Here is a 15,635-nt window from a genome sequence, read left to right as displayed (position 1 = left end):
TTAAACTAATAAAACGGAGAGGCTATGGCTTTAGAAACTTTCGGAATTTTTGGGTTAGAAGTATGTTGTCTTGGCATCTTGTCTGTTGATTTAGCATAAAGGGTAACGAAGAGCCATAGAAGGGATTGAATTGGCTATGTTAGAAGTTACTCAAAAAGATATTCGTAATTGGTTTACTCACTGTTGCTACTGTACCCCATAAGTCAGAGAATTGCTATAAATTTTTGTTTCTCACTTTCAAATTAATGTCATTTCTAACAGGAGTTATTTCTGATGAATGTTCTCGATATTCAAGAGTTAATCATTGCTGGATGGAAAACACAAACGCTTTTCTCCGCTTTAGAATTAGGAATTTTTGAACAATGATCCAAGCAATCTAAAACGGTTGAAGAACTTGCTCAAGACTGTCAATTTTCTCCCGTAAGCGGCAAAAAACTTCTTACGGCCTGTGTTGCTTTAGGACTCCTCACGAAGACGGATAACACTTACCAAAATAGTTCTGTGGGGAGCATCTCACCTTTGTAACCCCTAAATCAGGTTTTATGTCAAGCTATTTTAAAAGCCTTGCCAGAAACCAGTTTTAGGGACAAGTATAATTACTCACTTGCATAAATGAGATGCTCCCCCGTCAACTGTGACACTTAGAAACTGTTGGTAAACAAGTATTTAAATCGCCAAAACCTTGACTTGACAAATATCCTGAGTTTTTAGTTCATTTGCTCTATAAATCGCCAAAACCTTGACTTGGCGAGCTTTTTACATTAATTTACAAACGGTTTCTTAGGGTGCGGAATGTGAAGATATATTAAGTTTGGTACAATCTATACAAAAATGATGGTAGTCTGGGATGGTTTAGGAGTTGGGTTTTTCCAGACCTCGCTGTGGAATCTATTCTATTGGGGTTTGGCTCAACGCTATGGGTTTCTTCTCGACTGTAGGTTGAGGTTAAGTAAGCAAAGATAATTTTGCACTGAAGGGTACAAATGTTAGCAAGATTTGAACAAAGCCATTTTTCTTCTTTTCCTAATGTTGATCTTAGTAGTTCTCCTAATGTAGATCGTGTGACGGCTCTAAAATATTGGGGACTTTTTCTTTACCGTTACTACTTTATAGGACGGGAGCAACATGGGGCTTATGGCTCACCTTGGTGTATTAAGAAAATGAAGCCTATTGAGGAGAGCATCAAAAATCAGTCAATCCCTTCTGGAGATTCTCCTACACTGCCTATACCTGAGTTGACGATTGATGAAATCTCGCCACAACAATTTCACGAAGTGTATCTGAAACCGAATACCCCAGTTGTTTTTCGAGGAGCAGCAAAGCACTGGGAAGCGGTGAAAACTTGGACACCTGAATTCTTTGCTGCGAATTATGGCAACGAAATGGTTTCTACTCGTGTGCGTGCCAATGAAATCAATGAAGAGGCACTACGCTATATAGACATTCCATTATCTGAGGTCGTAGAAAATATCAAAAATGGTGGCACTTATTATCCGGGACATACCGAGGATTTATTTAACAGAAATCCAGCTTTGCGTGAAGCACTAGATCTCAAAACACTTGGGAAATATCTGAGCATACGACAACAGCGAATTATGTCAACCCAGCTTTTTTTATCGGGGGGAGGAGTTCGTTCAGCATGGCATTGCACAGGTGGACCGAATCTGTTTACGATGGTCTATGGGCGGAAAGAATGGACTTTAGTTCATCCACAGCACTCTATGTGGATGTATCCGATCACTCGCAAAGATATGTTTTATGCCGCTACTATGATTGATTGGAAGAAAACCAATGATGAGATTGAGGCAGAGGGCTATCCCTTGTATCGCTATATTCCCAAATTTACGACAACCTTAGAACCGGGAGATGTCCTCTTTTCTCCTCAATGGTGGTGGCACTGTGTAGATACTCCTGAGCCTTCTATTGGAATTGCTTCACGAGCTATTAACAATCTACTTGTGGGACATCCATTGTTTTCCTTAATGTGGATTACCTCTAATCGCTTTCGTCAAACCGTTTGGACTTGTCTAAAAGATGGTTGGGGTTCGGATGCTGCTAGTGGAGCAAAATTGGCCTTTGAGTTTGACCAACAAGAATTTATCAGGAGAGTATCTGTCTAAGGCAATGGAATTTGAGGAGAAATTGATGGAAAATGCTCTTGACTGGTATTCCTTGTGTGTTGTTGTCTTATTTTTGAAAATGTTCACCACTTCAGCATATCAAGGTTTTTATCGTCTTAGCCAGGGTGTCTTTCTCAATCCAGAAGATGCCCAAGTCTTTCAAAAACATCCGGCAGCCGAAGAATTACCGCAAGTCCGACGTGCAGCCAAAGCTTGGCTCAATGATTTGGAGAACATCCCTATCTTTTGTAGTCTTGGAATAGCTTATGTCTTACTTGGAGCGTCTCCCAAAGCTGCCAGTTGGCTATTTTCGATTTTTACCATAGCACGTCTGTTTCATACCTTAACCTATCTTCTAGGGTTACAGCCATGGCGAACTATTGCCTACGGAGTAGGAATTCTTTGTTTGTTTGGTATGAGTTGGAACATAATTACCGTTCTCTTGGGATTAGCTTAGTCTAGTCAAGTCACTACTGTTTGATACACACTTATTGAGGTGAAAATACCCAAAAATGATGGCAGACAACTCCATTCAACTACAGTTAATCGACAAAAAAGAACCAATGCAAAGGTTTCTCTATAATGAAGCCTATAAATTTTGGCAGGCGCAATGGACTGAGACGATTGAGGAGTTAGGATTAGAAGGTTTATCTGTTAAACATTCCGACAAGTTTTTGGCTGCCGATAAGATAATTGTTTTTCGAGAAGGAGTCAATATTGCTGCCCTTGGTCTGATTAACTACATCGACTTACAACTCCTAGCTTCGCGTTTTTTATCCTACCTTGGGGTGATGACAGAGGAATCGATGGCTTTCATCCTTAGTCAAGGATACAGGAAAGTTATGACTTCAACCTACAATATTGTCGCCAAACAGTATAGACGAATCAAAGTGGGAAACACTGTTTTAGCGATAGCTTTACCTGGTGCTGCTCTCAAACTTTTCCAGTGTCAATCTGATTTGGATTTGTGTTTAGGAATGCCTTTACTGCCCTCCGCCAACCATCGCACATTATCTCGACTAGGGATGAGAAATCTACCTGGGGGGTTAATTACAATTCATAACGTTCAAGCTCAGTTTATGTATGTCAACCAAGGAGAAGTTAATCTAGGCAAGTATGATTGGAGTATTAGTTCTTTGCTATCTAATAACTTGATAGCATCATAAATACTTGACATATTTAGCCTAGTATTAACGGCAACTGTTTTATAAAGCAATTCTCATTTTACCCTAAGTGTACGCCATTTGAGAAAGCACAGGATTGATAAGTCCATAAAATCTTAAGATGAGAATTGCTGCTTTCATAACTTATCTGAATGACAGATTTGGCAAATGATAATGACATTATCTATTAATTCACCAGACTATTTTCTTAATCGAAGCTTACCCCTCCTCACCAACGCCGGTGTAGAATATTTAGCTAAGAAGAAAATTGTTATTGCTGGATGTGGTGGGATTGGTGGGGCAATGGCCTTGACAATGTGCCGCTTGGGAATTGGTTCTTTTCATTTAGCAGACCCTGCCGATTTTGATCCCCCTGATATGAACCGACAATGGGGAGCAACGGGTTCCACAATGGGCAAGAATAAAGCAGAGGTTTATCGAGATCTGATTCTTGATATTAATCCTGAAGCTCAAATTCAGGTTTTTAATGAAGGTCTTACTAACAATAATCAGGATGAGTTTCTTAAAGAAGCTGATATCCTTGTTGATTGTTTGGATGCCGCAGTTCCCTATGAACTTCGAGAAACGATACATCAAAAAGCCAGAGACTTAGGAATATTTAGTGTAGTTGCCCCAATTTTAGGATTTGGGTGCTTTGCTTTATGTTCTTCTCCTGGCGGAATGAGCATGGAATTCTGGACAAATACTTTTCGCAATGTTAAACAGGCTACAGCATTTCCTGACATTTTTAATGAGTGGTTTGTCCCTGAGCAAATTGATGTTATTGGTAAGAGTTTACAAATTGGTAAAGTTCCCACTCTCGCGGTTGGGCCTGTTATTGGGAGTTCTTTACTGGCAACAGAGTGTATTGCCTATCTATTAGATGGCATTATCCCTGGCTCAAGAAAGCCGATTGTATTACCAAAAGCCATGTTTTTCGATTTGTTTCGGATGAGCTATAAGATTGTTGATGTCAGTGAACTTCGCTCCGAATTTGAAGGAGAACAGACATGAGTCTTACTTCTAGGATACAAATTTTAGAACTTACCGGACATAATCTAGATATCGTTCCTAGAGAACATATTGAGCTTGATCTACAGACTGATAGTCTTATTCATCAAACGGTTTCTATACCAGACAACCGAGACTCTCAATTGAGTCAACGGACTTCTTCTGATGGACTGAGTCCTGAGCAAATATTTAGCCAATATTTTGGATTCCCCTATGTTATGGCTGTTTCTCAGGGTCGCTTAGCAGAGGCTATTTTAAGCCAGGCTATCATCCGCAATGGTCATTATATCCCCGGCAGTTCTCTGTTTCCTACCACGAGGATTCATCAAGAACGTCATGGTGGGGCATCTGTGGAAGTAATGTGTCCTGAGTCTTTAGACATAAGGAACTCGTATCCTTTCAAAGGAAATATAGATATCAACGCCCTTGAACGAACCATTGAAAATTATCATCCGAATTGGATTCCTTATATTTGCATCGAGCCTTGTAACAACGCAGTCGGTGGACATCCAATTTCTCTGGAAAATATGTGCGCTGTTGCTGAGTTAGCTCGTCATTATAAGATTCCTGTCTATTTGGATGGCTGTAGAATTATTGATAATGCTCTGATGATTCAGGAACGAGAAGAGGGATATCAAAATACTTCCATTGATGAGATTATCCGCCAATTCTGCTCCTATGCAGATGGCTGTACCATGAGTGCCACTAAGGATTTTCCTACCTCAATCGGCGGCTTTCTAGCTGTACGAGATCCTAAACTATTTTATCGTTGTCTGGATAACTTAGTGCTTTTCGGAAGCGGTTTGAGTCATGATGCTCAAGAATTACTATCGTGTGCCATAATTGACATGGATAGGGTAACTTCTTTGGTTCGCCGACGAATCAATCTTGTCAAAAAACTGCACGAAGCTCTCAGAAACCACCAGAATTTAGTTCAACCAGTGGGAGGACATGGGGTTTTTCTGGAGATCAATGCTCAGTGTTTGGATCTTCCTGATACTCATCACCCAGCCCAAGCTTTTCTTTATCAACTGTTTAAAGATTATGGAATTCGCGGCTCTCTCAATTCTAGCTCTCTAACTCAGATAGCGAATAAGCTTTGCTTGGTTCGTTTTGCTGTGCCCATTTTGGGGTTAGAGGAGGAGGCAATCAACCAAGTTGCTGATGGTATTTCTAGTCTTTTAACAGCTAAAAAGAAAATTCAAGGGCTAAAGATTGTGGCAAAGGGATCGGGTTTGACGGGATTTTTGAGATCCCGGTATCGTCCGATGGATTTAGTAACCAGTAATTAGTTGGTTTTTGACTATGATTGATCTCTATTTCTGGCCTACACCGAATGGTTATAAACCTTTAATTTTCCTTGAAGAAACTGGATTACCATACCAAATCAAACCAATAAATATCTTGCGAGGAGAGCAATTTCAAGCTGATTTTTTGGAGATCGCCCCCAATAACCGTATTCCCGCAATTGTTGATCATTCGCCTGCTGAGGGAAATAAACCCTTGGCTTTGTTTGAATCAGGCAGTATTCTCATCTATCTCGCCGAGAAAGCCGATCAATTTTTAGCATCGGATTTAGGGATTCGTCATCAAACCATTCAATGGCTAATGTGGCAGATGGGGGGAATTGGTCCAATGATGGGACAGGCGAATCATTTTACTCGATATGCTCCCGAAGATATTCCTTATGCCAAAAAAAGGTATGTCAGCGAAGTCAAGCGATTGTTAGGAGTAATGGAAAAACGATTGAGTGATAGAGAGTATCTGACAGGAGATTATTCGATCGCAGATATGGCTTGCTATCCTTGGATCAAATTTTCTGATCTCATTAACGTTCCCCTTGCCGATTTTCCCAGAGTTGCCCAATGGGTTACTCGGATTTCCGAACGTCCAGCTGTCAAAAGGGCTTACGAAGTGGGTGAACCCATTCAAGGTGATTACCAGATGGATGAGGAGGCACGTCGCTTATTATTTGACATTAAGCCTAATCAATGATCTATTTCCTTGATCTTTGTTGATTTTTCCCCTTACTACGGCGTTAACCGAGTAACACTGTCCACAGTATTAGTTAAGTACAAACCCACTTTAATCTAACCATAGGAGAAATGATGCCATGACTACTGCAGAAAAAGCCAAAATCCATCAAAATCAATACCAAAAAAGATGTGAATTACTACGCCAAGAGTTTGCCTCAAGACCTGTTGTCAAAGAAATATGGGAAGAGGAAGTCGAACCAACACTCTTAAAACTTTTTATGATTCATTGGTGTGCCTTGAGTGCTGGACTTACTGAACCTATTCCCGTTTACTTAAAACGTGCTGGTGATGGATGTCAAGACTTAGGTTTACAAGAGATGGCTGACTTTTTCTATGAGCATGAAGGAGAAGAAGATGGTCACGAAAATTGGGCTATCGAAGATGTAGAAAATCTCGTTGCTGTATGGAATAAAGAAGAATCTAACTTTCCTCTAGATGCCAAAGAGTTACTGGCTAATAAAATGAGTCCTGCCGTCAAACGTTATCATCAGTTACACGAGCAAGTAATTGAAGGAGATTCCCCTTGGGCTGAATTAGCCATTGATGTTGAGATCGAATTAATCTCGACGACCTACGGGCCAACTTTGATTAAGAAATGGGTTGCCTCTATGGGGCAACACTCTCTACCTAATATTAGTTTTTTACATAAGCACGTTGTGGCGGATGTTGAACATACCGAAACAAATTTTGAAATTGTTGATAAATTGGTTAGTGAGCATCCTGACTATACAGATATCCTTGTAGAAACAGCAGCTAATGCGCTTAATTCTTATGCTGACTTTCTTGAGGATGCTATGACTTATGCCAAAGAAGTATATGCTCGTATGTCTAATGTAACTGTGTAATTAGAATGCAAGCTTCCCTGTTTTTTAGGAAGCTTGCCACTTAGTTAAAACATATTCGAGTTTAAATGCACAATAGGTTATGAGAGATTAAATAGGATGACCAAAACCTGCAAAAAATGCTTGTTAACAACACAAGTCGAAGGAGTCAGTCTCGATACCCATGGAGTCTGTAACTTTTGTCGAGAATGGGAAAAGCAAGGCAACAATAATCAGCAACAGGAAAAAGAACGAGAGTTACGAAAGCAAGAACTTGAAGAAATCCTTAGAAAACCTTCAGGTAATGGAGAATACGACTGTATACTCTCTTTTAGTGGAGGCAAAGATAGTTGTTATTTACTTTATAAACTGGTCAAAGATTACAACTTACGGGTTTTGGCTTACACAAGCGACTTTGATATTCCTCCGAATACTTGGGATAATATCCGTCGCACAGTAAAGCAGCTTAATGTCGATCATCACGTTGTGACTCCGTCAAAAGAGCTTTATCGGCGATTTATTCGCTATCTTTTGTGTAATCAAGATAAGCGTGGTGCTGTTTATACAGTTTGTTATTTTTGGTTAGATATTAGAGAAGGAGACATTCTTCGTTTAGCCATGGAAAAGAACATTCCCCTGATCATCACAGGGTATTCTCCTGGTCAACCTGACCCAGCCCGAATGCTTTACGAAATGCCTCAAGCAAGAATACTCGAGGACTGGACTCCTTATGAATTTTTTGAAAATGGTTTGTTTGAGGAGTCTGAGAAAGATCTGTTTTGGAATCCTAATATATATGGAAAAGATGCCAAATTTCCTCGTATTATCGCTCCCTTTCATGCTTGGGATTACAACCAAGAAGAAGTCATGGCAAAAGTTGTCGAATTGGGTTTAGCCAAAAATCGCTGGTATGTCAATCCCGTTCTCAGTAATTTTACGTTGAATTGGCTTCTGATTTATTCTGACCTCAAAAACTTGGGTTATAATCCTTATAAACCAGAATTTTCGCAATTAATTCGTGAAGGAAAAGCCCGTCGTTCTCTTTGGCGATTTCTTTTCTCTTTAATGGATTTTATGGCACAAAATAAAATCTTGTTAGGACGTTATGTAACTAGCTCTTTAGCCTGGCTAGAATTAAAACCTGAGCAGCTACGGATTAAAGATGGGGAAACAGGATAAAGATTCTCAAGTATTCAAGCTCAAAAAGCACAATATCTGACTTTTAACTCATTATTTTAAGAGAGGATCTGATGAAAACAAAGCTGTTAAGTACCATCGTAACGATTCCATTGGTCGTGACCAGTTTAGTGACTAATTGTAATATAGCTAAAGGAGCAACAGTTGGAAGTCGTATTGATTTTTCTGGCTATGTCTTTGGCAGTTCCAATCAATTTGATTATATCGATTCTTCTAATCTGGTGCCTAATCCGAATGTCTTGGGAAATTTTCAAGTTAATAATGCCACGGGGTCTTTTGCTCCCGCACTGATGAATCCTTCAAAACTAGGGGCAATTCGGGATGTTCATGAAGGGATCTCTAATGGATTAATTACCCAATCGAGCCCGTTTTTTAATGGCTCTAATAATCCTAGTTTATATGTCAGTGACTTTCTGAGCTTAACAATTCCCAATTTAGTTAACTTCTCCTTTGAATTGCAGACAGTTAACCGAAAAGTTGTTCTTGATCCTAATTCACCCGATCCATTAGATCCTTTAATCCTAAGTATCTCATCTGATCTAACAGGGGTCTTAACTGATTTCATCACCAATGAAGTTCAAGCTGCTGTAGTCCATTTTGCTCCGAATGTTCCCCCCGGTATTCCTGTTAGTTTATTGACTCCCGACAATTTCCTCGGTCCCATTGTTTATAATGCTTCACTTCAAGTTGTAGCTGTTCCTGAACCCTTATCTAATACAGGTTTAGCATTACTGGGGGGGCTGGGACTGAGCTTAATTTTGAAGAAACACATCATTTAATTGATTAGATATCTCTATAAATTAACCTCAAACCCTTGTAAACTGTTCTGTAGGGTTAAATCCAGATTATTGGGGATATCTATTGTTCTTAATCTTTAATTTCAGTCATTGCAGTATTTATGTTACAGAATTTATCTGATTTTGACAAGCTTGAATTGACTTTTGATAATGAAACTCGTACTGTTTTTCGCAAAGGTCAAGGGCCAGCAGTTATTGTTATGCACGAGATTCCGGGGATTCACCCTGGAGTGGTTCGGTTAGCCAATGCTTTTTGTAATGCGGGTTTATCGGTTTGGTTGCCTTCATTGCTGGGTAAACCGGGCAAAAAGGTCAGTATCCCCTACATAGCAACCTCTTTAGGTCGTGCTTGTGTTATGCAAGAGTTTACCGTATTAGCAACCAATAAAAACAGTCCGGTGACCTCTTGGTTAAGATTATTAGCTCAATATGCTCATAGTCAATCTGGAGGACCTGGAGTCGGAGCTATTGGAATGTGTCTTACAGGGGGTTTTGCTTTGGCAATGATGATAGAAGAGGCGGTATTAGCCCCTGTTGTTTGCAATCCTTCACTTCCGTTTGCCCTAACACCGTCCCGTCAATCAGAGGTAGGAGTTGATGAAAATACCCTTGAACAAGCAAAAGCCAGAAGTGCTGAACAAAACATTTGTTTATTGGGTTTGCGATTTACCAATGATATCTTCGTCCCTTCCCAAAGGTTTCAGAGACTTCGTGAGGCTTTTGGCTCTAAATTTCTAGCGATCGAAATTGATTCCTCTATTGGTAATCCACATGGGATTAATCCCTTAGCACATTCCGTTTTAGGAGTGCATTATGTTGATCACCCAGGACATCCAACCGTTATCGCTGAATCTCAAACTGTAGCTTTTATTAGGGATCGTCTGATTCAATCTCAATAAATGCCCAAACAAAATTATTTATACATTAAATAATTTGTCAAAACCACAAAATATTCCCAACAACATGACTTAAACAAGTATGGATGAACTCAATTTAAAACTTCAGCAAGAGAAAAATAAAACTTTTGCCCCATCTTCTTCTAGTCGAAGATTTTTTCGAGTATCTTTACTGGTTTTAGGTTTATCCATTGTAGGAACATTAGGTGGCTTTTGGTATTTTTTAATTCCCCAAAAAGTTCACCCCTTGCGAATCAGTGGACGCCTAGAAGCCTATGAAACTGATATTAGCTCTAAAGTTTCAGGAAGAATTAACTTTGTTGCTGTTAGAGAGGGAGATAAAGTTTCTAAAAATCAGATACTTGTCCGTCAAGATGACGAAGAAATTCAAGCTCAACTGCAAGGAGCAAAGGCCCGTTTACTCCTTACTAAACAACAAGAAGGTGAAGCTGCTTTACAAATAAGTATTATTGAAAATCAAATTCAAGAAGTCAAACTTAATATAGAGCAGTCTAAACAAGACTCTCAAGCGCGTCTTTTTCAAGCTAAAGCCAATCTCGATTCTAGTAAATCCCAACTCAATGAAGCACATAGTCAACTTGATCAAGCTAAAGCTGAACTCAAGCTGGCACAAACTAATTATAATCGTTTTTTAACATTAGTTATAGAAGGAGTGATTATTCAACAGCAATTCGATCAGGCAGAAACAGTATTAGCCACAAGTCAAGCCACAGTCAAAGCTCGTCAAGCTTCTGTAAATTCTTTTCAAAAATTAATTGAAGCAGCAGAGGGAGAGTTAAAATTAGCACAAACGACCCTTTTAAATTCTCAAATTCGTCTGACTCAACTTCAAAGTTTAACCAACCAGTTAGCTCAATCGCGTTTACGATATAAAGCAGCCCAAGCTGAAGTCGCTAATGCTAAAGCGGAAGAGCAACAAATCAAAACAAAAATAGATGATTTAAACGTGATTAGTCCAATTGATGGGATTGTGATAGTTCGCACTGTCGAACCGGGAGTTGTTGTCTCTGCTGGCAAAACTCTCTTGACAGTTATTAATCCTGATACTGTTTATCTTCGAGGATATATTCCCGAGGGTGAAATTGGGAAAATCAAAATTGGTCAACAAGCTCAGGTTTTTTTAGATTCTGCTCCCGATCAGCCGCTTAGTGCACACATTAGTGCGATCGATACTCAAGCTTCTTTTACCCCTGAAAATATCTATTTTCAAGAAGAGCGAGTCAAACAAGTTTTTGGAATAAAATTCAGTCTAGATAATCCCCAGGGGTTTGCAAAACCTGGAATGCCAGCTGATGCAGAAATTAAGCTAGAGGAAGAGTTTTGATGAGTCGTCAAATTTTACAATCACATTTTGATAACTCTTTTCAAGCTGATCTTAATTCATCTTCAGCCTTGGATGTTATTGAAGTTAAAGACCTCTATAAACATTATGATGAATTAGTCGCTATTAAAGGGATTAATTTTTCTGTGCGAAAAGGTGAAATTTTTGGGTTAATTGGACCTGATGGTGCAGGAAAAACGAGTACCTTCCATATTTTAGGTGGTATAATGGAAGCTTCAGCTGGAAAAGTAACGGTCTTGGGAAAACCACCTCGCCAAGTTCGCCTATCCATTGGCTATTTAACTCAGAAATTTTCTTTATATTCAGACTTGACGATTGAAGAGAACCTACGTTACAGTGCCGGAGTATGCCAAGTTTCTTCTCATGTTTATACTCAATTACGGAATAAATATTTACAATTAGTTAATTTACAGGAATTTAGTGACCGTTTGGCTGGACAACTTTCAGGGGGAATGAAACAGAAATTGGCTCTATGTTGTGCGTTAATTTCTCAACCAGAAATTCTTTTATTAGATGAACCAACAACAGGCGTTGATCCCGTTTCTCGTCGTGAGTTTTGGGATATTTTAGTAGGAATTGCTCATGCAGGAATAACAATTGTTGTTGCGACCCCCTATCTTGATGAGGCTGAACGTTGTCATCGAATTGCTTTCATCCATAAAGGAAAAATTGAGCAAATAGGTATTCTTTCAGAACTGCGAGATAGTTTAGCTTTAAAACGGTTAGAAGTACGAACTCCAGAATTAGAATCTGTTGAAAAAATACTCATCGCACACTGCCATAAAAAATTCTTGGTGGATGTACAAACATTTGGAGATCACCTAGATGTATTGGTTAAAAATTCCCATCATGGAAAAACTGAAATTGAAAATCTTTGTGAATTAAATAAAGTTAAATTAAACTCTATTCAAGTGGTCGAGCCGACTTTAGAAAATGTTTTTATTACTCGGTTACAACAATTAGAAAATCCCCCTCCTTTTAAACCATTCCCCCATGATCAGGTTAATCACTTTCGAGAAAATTCAGATTTGGCTATTGAAGTAAATTCTTTAGGAAAAGTATTTGGTAATTTTAAAGCTGTTAAAGAGATTAATTTAGAAGTTCGCTATGGGGAAATTTATGGATTATTAGGAGCTAATGGAGCAGGTAAAACAACTACTATTAAAATGTTATGTGGTTTAATTGAACCAACTACAGGTCAATTATCTCTGGCTGGGACTCAAGTTAATTCCCGTAGTAGTCAACTGCGACAAAAAATTGGCTATATGAGCCAAAAGTTTACTCTCTATGATGATTTAACAATTTTAGAAAATTTAGAGTTTTATTGTGGAGTTTACGGTGTTTCTCGTCGATCGCGCCGTCGTAAAATAGAATGGGTTTTAGAAACTTGTGGTTTACAAGGGAAAGAAAAGATGTTAACCAGTAATTTACCAGGTGGTTGGAAACAGCGAGTAGCTTTTGGAGCTTCTGTAATGCATGAACCAAGCATCCTTTTTTTAGATGAACCTACTTCTGGTGTTGATCCTTTAGCTCGTCGTCAATTTTGGAAACTAATTAATCAATTCGCCCGTTCTGGTACATCAATCTTAGTAACGACTCACTATCTAGAGGAAGCGGAACAATGTAATCGAATTGGATTTATGGTAGGAGGAGAAATTGTTGCTCAAGGTTCTCCTAGTGAACTGAAAGCGACTCAACCTGGAGAATTAATTGAGTTATCAACTAATAATATTCAACAGACTTATGATTTACTGAAAAAGGAGCTAGAGCCTTGGCGAGTTTCTTTTTTTGGAGATCGTCTTCATGTTATTTTAATTAATTCTGACTTGGAAATCTCTCAGATTGAAACTATTCTAAAAGTGGCTAATATTCAGGTATTTTTGATACGTCCTATTCCCTTTTCTTTAGAAGATGTTTTTATTAATATTGTTGAACTTCATTCAAAACGTGACTAAAGTACCTCAAAAATTTCAAGAAAATTAGAGTTAATTCGACGAAGCAGACTCTCGATTAAAAATATGAAAAAAATTTTTGTTCAATGCCTTAAAGAATTATCCCAATTTAAGCGAGATCGTCTGACTTTAGCACTTGCATTTGTGTTACCTTTCATGACTCTCTTGATTTTTGGTTTTGCCATTCGCTTAGAATCTAAAAATATTCCGATATATATTCAAGATTTTTCGTTAACTCCCTTAAGTCGTGCTTATATTGAACGTCTCCTCGCAACTAATCAGTTTAGGCGAATAGACGATAAATTTTTATCTAAGTATTCAGGGCAACAACCTGATATTTTAATTGCTCAAGGCCTTGCTAAAGTAGCTGTTATTATTCCTCCCGATTTTAGCAAAAAAATTAAATCCAATTCTCCTAGTTTTGTTCAAATTTTAGTCGATGGAAGTGATGTTAATAATGCCCGTCTAATCAAAAATAGCATACAGGCTACTACTTTCTTTTTTCTAGAATATGAAAGATTACAAACCAGCAACAATAATTTAACAGCACATCTTCGGATTTGGTCTAATCCTGGTCGTCAAGAACATCTTTATATTATACCTGGATTATATGGATTAATTTTATGGACTTATCCCTCGCTATTAGCAGCTATTGCCATGATCCGGGAAAAAACTGAAGGAACAATCGTTCAAGTTTATTCTTCCGCTATAACAGCCACAGAATTTATCTTAGGCAAAAGTTTTGCTTATCTTTTGATCGGTATTTTAGAAGCAGTTTTCATGATGGTTTCTGGCCTATTAATTTGGAAACTAAAATTAGTGATTGAGCCTACAACTTTATTATTGGGAACTATCATTTTTTTATTTAATTCTACTTTATATGGAATTTTTATTGGAATTCGTGCGCCCAATCAAACTGCGGCCATTGAAGCAGTTGCTATGACTGGTTTTTTAACAGCTTTACTTCTTTCAGGTTTTATTTATCCTATTAACAATATTCCTTTTCCTCTCTCTCTAATTTCTTATCTTATTCCCACTAGATATTATATTGAAATAAGTCGGGATGCCTATGTTAGAGGAATTGGATGGAGTGGAGTTTGGCTTTCTTTACTTATTTTGACGCTTTGGGGAATAATTGTTTTTTATCTAACTTATCAATTAATCAAAAAAATGCAATTTAAGAATTAAGAAATGTAATTATAGCGTTTCCTGTTCGCAAGAGGTATATTATCAGGGTGAGAGCATCTCAAAAGCTATTGACAATTGGCCAATTTTGTGATCCGCTTGCTGTGTGGGCATTTCAGGTGATACCAGTCAATCAGAATAGTTACGAAATCTTAACATTTGGTCGATTCTTGCTTAACAATTGAGATGGCAAATTCTCCTCAAATATTCCTGAATCGCCCTCTGGGTAAGCAACTCACACAAAGTTCATTTTGTCAAGGATTGTTAAGATGCGCTTGCCCTGGGTATATTATCGATGTTGAAAAGCTTAATCAGCAAAGGTTTAAGTGTGCCATACAGGTGTGAGAACCGCTATATTTGAGTAAGCCAGACAGGAGCTAGAAAAAGATATTTATCAGAAAAGTCATGATCAAGCTAGAGGTTTAAAAACTGATCAGGTTCCGATTATTTTTATTAATAAATAGACCTCTTGCAAAAGTCTTTCGTGATATAATAAAAGGCTATTTATTTTTGCCAATACTCTCACGAGACAGCGATCGCCACAATGAGATAGTGTTGCCAGCATAACAAAAGAGTTTTTTTGTGATACTGTTTAAAATCTGTCCTTAATAGATAAAAAACAGAATAAGAGTATGAAATTTGCCGAAACGAATAGGTTATGTCGAAAGAAATTTAAGCGTTTAACGGGAATGAGTCGCCGAACTTTTTATCTGATTGTTAACATCATTAAAGAATACGAAAAAAAGAAGAATAAGCCAGGTCGTCCTTGTAGATTAATCCCAGAAGATCAGGTTTTAATAGCTATTCAATACTGGCGGGAATATCGGACTTATTTTCACATTGGGTGCGAGTGGGGAGTCTCAGAGTCGATGGTTTGTCGAACTGTGCATAAAGTCGAAAACTTATTGATAAAATCGGGAAAATTATCCCTACCTGGACAAAAAGAATTAAGAAAATTATCCGACCCAGACACCGTGCTATACTTTGCACGGTTATAACTTGCATTTTTTACTCAAAGACAATAATATAGTTCAAGAGTCATAATTAGAAGCAAAGCACTCATTAAAAACATGATTAACCTAGAATTCACGGAA

The 15,635-nt window shown here is 38.2% G+C and carries 14 protein-coding genes and 1 pseudogene; all 15 read left to right on the top strand.

What is annotated here, in order from left to right; all coding sequences use genetic code 11:
• Positions 1-429: 429 nt before the first annotated feature.
• A pseudogene (locus EWV60_RS23320) lies at positions 430-525 on the top strand (hypothetical protein); the annotation flags it as partial.
• Positions 526-983: 458 nt separating this feature from the next.
• Positions 984-2,120 carry a cupin-like domain-containing protein gene (locus tag EWV60_RS19215; RefSeq protein WP_287234092.1) on the top strand — a complete coding sequence of 379 codons (1,137 nt, stop codon included), beginning with the start codon at positions 984-986 and terminating at the stop codon, positions 2,118-2,120.
• A gap of 25 nt (positions 2,121-2,145) precedes the next feature.
• Positions 2,146-2,577, top strand: coding sequence for an MAPEG family protein (locus EWV60_RS19210; protein ID WP_287234090.1), 432 nt, complete (start codon positions 2,146-2,148; stop codon positions 2,575-2,577).
• Positions 2,578-2,635: 58 nt separating this feature from the next.
• Entirely contained in the window at positions 2,636-3,286 is a 651-nt protein-coding gene (locus EWV60_RS19205; RefSeq protein WP_287234088.1) for a hypothetical protein, read from the top strand.
• A 171-nt stretch (positions 3,287-3,457) separates the two neighbouring features.
• The gene (locus tag EWV60_RS19200; RefSeq protein WP_287234086.1) at positions 3,458-4,297 is read left to right on the top strand and encodes a ThiF family adenylyltransferase; all 840 of its coding nucleotides are present in this window, start codon (positions 3,458-3,460) and stop codon (positions 4,295-4,297) included.
• On the top strand, positions 4,294-5,586 hold the full coding sequence (locus tag EWV60_RS19195) for a beta-eliminating lyase-related protein (protein WP_287234084.1): 1,293 nt from the start codon (positions 4,294-4,296) through the stop codon (positions 5,584-5,586). The genes EWV60_RS19200 and EWV60_RS19195 overlap by 4 nt, the downstream gene beginning before the upstream one ends.
• Before the next feature lie 13 nt (positions 5,587-5,599).
• Positions 5,600-6,289, top strand: coding sequence for a glutathione binding-like protein (locus EWV60_RS19190; protein WP_287234082.1), 690 nt, complete (start codon positions 5,600-5,602; stop codon positions 6,287-6,289).
• A gap of 118 nt (positions 6,290-6,407) precedes the next feature.
• A complete protein-coding gene (locus tag EWV60_RS19185; protein ID WP_287234080.1) occupies positions 6,408-7,175 on the top strand; it encodes a hypothetical protein in 768 nt (255 codons plus the stop codon).
• 96 nt (positions 7,176-7,271) lie between these two features.
• Positions 7,272-8,330 carry an adenine nucleotide alpha hydrolase family protein gene (locus EWV60_RS19180; protein WP_287234078.1) on the top strand — a complete coding sequence of 353 codons (1,059 nt, stop codon included), beginning with the start codon at positions 7,272-7,274 and terminating at the stop codon, positions 8,328-8,330.
• 71 nt (positions 8,331-8,401) lie between these two features.
• Complete coding sequence (locus EWV60_RS19175; protein WP_287234076.1) at positions 8,402-9,127, top strand: hypothetical protein; 726 nt, start codon at positions 8,402-8,404, stop codon at positions 9,125-9,127.
• A gap of 119 nt (positions 9,128-9,246) precedes the next feature.
• Positions 9,247-10,044, top strand: a complete 798-nt coding sequence (locus tag EWV60_RS19170) for a dienelactone hydrolase family protein (RefSeq protein WP_287234074.1) — start codon at positions 9,247-9,249, stop codon at positions 10,042-10,044.
• Between the two features lie 79 nt (positions 10,045-10,123).
• Complete coding sequence (locus tag EWV60_RS19165) at positions 10,124-11,386, top strand: HlyD family secretion protein (RefSeq protein WP_287234072.1); 1,263 nt, start codon at positions 10,124-10,126, stop codon at positions 11,384-11,386.
• Entirely contained in the window at positions 11,386-13,359 is a 1,974-nt protein-coding gene (locus EWV60_RS19160; protein WP_287234070.1) for an ATP-binding cassette domain-containing protein, read from the top strand. Before EWV60_RS19165 ends, EWV60_RS19160 begins: the two co-directional genes overlap by 1 nt.
• A 63-nt stretch (positions 13,360-13,422) precedes the next feature.
• Positions 13,423-14,544 (top strand): ABC transporter permease, encoded by a 1,122-nt coding sequence (locus EWV60_RS19155; RefSeq protein ID WP_287234068.1) that lies wholly within the window; start codon positions 13,423-13,425, stop codon positions 14,542-14,544.
• A 629-nt stretch (positions 14,545-15,173) separates the two neighbouring features.
• Positions 15,174-15,539 (top strand): helix-turn-helix domain-containing protein, encoded by a 366-nt coding sequence (locus tag EWV60_RS19150; RefSeq protein ID WP_502705835.1) that lies wholly within the window; start codon positions 15,174-15,176, stop codon positions 15,537-15,539.
• Positions 15,540-15,635: the final 96 nt, after the last annotated feature.

Origin of the sequence: Microcystis sp. Msp_OC_L_20101000_S702 (assembly GCF_007095705.1) — a bacterium.
In the GTDB taxonomy this organism is placed as follows: domain Bacteria; phylum Cyanobacteriota; class Cyanobacteriia; order Cyanobacteriales; family Microcystaceae; genus Microcystis; species Microcystis ichthyoblabe_A.
Note: the sequence above shows the minus strand (reverse complement) of the source record. Positions and strands in the feature narration are given on the sequence as shown.

What these genes read in the sequence shown, in the direction of transcription:
- EWV60_RS19175 (WP_287234076.1), top strand. Translation starts at nt 8,402, where the DNA reads ATGAAAACAAAGCTGTTAAGTACCATCGTAACGATTCCATTGGTCGTG.
- EWV60_RS19215 (WP_287234092.1), top strand. Translation starts at nt 984, where the DNA reads ATGTTAGCAAGATTTGAACAAAGCCATTTTTCTTCTTTTCCTAATGTT.
- EWV60_RS19155 (WP_287234068.1), top strand. Translation starts at nt 13,423, where the DNA reads ATGAAAAAAATTTTTGTTCAATGCCTTAAAGAATTATCCCAATTTAAG.
- EWV60_RS19195 (WP_287234084.1), top strand. Translation starts at nt 4,294, where the DNA reads ATGAGTCTTACTTCTAGGATACAAATTTTAGAACTTACCGGACATAAT.
- EWV60_RS19210 (WP_287234090.1), top strand. Translation starts at nt 2,146, where the DNA reads ATGGAAAATGCTCTTGACTGGTATTCCTTGTGTGTTGTTGTCTTATTT.
- EWV60_RS19190 (WP_287234082.1), top strand. Translation starts at nt 5,600, where the DNA reads ATGATTGATCTCTATTTCTGGCCTACACCGAATGGTTATAAACCTTTA.
- EWV60_RS19170 (WP_287234074.1), top strand. Translation starts at nt 9,247, where the DNA reads ATGTTACAGAATTTATCTGATTTTGACAAGCTTGAATTGACTTTTGAT.
- EWV60_RS19165 (WP_287234072.1), top strand. Translation starts at nt 10,124, where the DNA reads ATGGATGAACTCAATTTAAAACTTCAGCAAGAGAAAAATAAAACTTTT.
- EWV60_RS19160 (WP_287234070.1), top strand. Translation starts at nt 11,386, where the DNA reads ATGAGTCGTCAAATTTTACAATCACATTTTGATAACTCTTTTCAAGCT.
- EWV60_RS19185 (WP_287234080.1), top strand. Translation starts at nt 6,408, where the DNA reads ATGACTACTGCAGAAAAAGCCAAAATCCATCAAAATCAATACCAAAAA.
- EWV60_RS19180 (WP_287234078.1), top strand. Translation starts at nt 7,272, where the DNA reads ATGACCAAAACCTGCAAAAAATGCTTGTTAACAACACAAGTCGAAGGA.
- EWV60_RS19205 (WP_287234088.1), top strand. Translation starts at nt 2,636, where the DNA reads ATGGCAGACAACTCCATTCAACTACAGTTAATCGACAAAAAAGAACCA.
- EWV60_RS19200 (WP_287234086.1), top strand. Translation starts at nt 3,458, where the DNA reads ATGACATTATCTATTAATTCACCAGACTATTTTCTTAATCGAAGCTTA.
- EWV60_RS19150 (WP_502705835.1), top strand. Translation starts at nt 15,174, where the DNA reads ATGAAATTTGCCGAAACGAATAGGTTATGTCGAAAGAAATTTAAGCGT.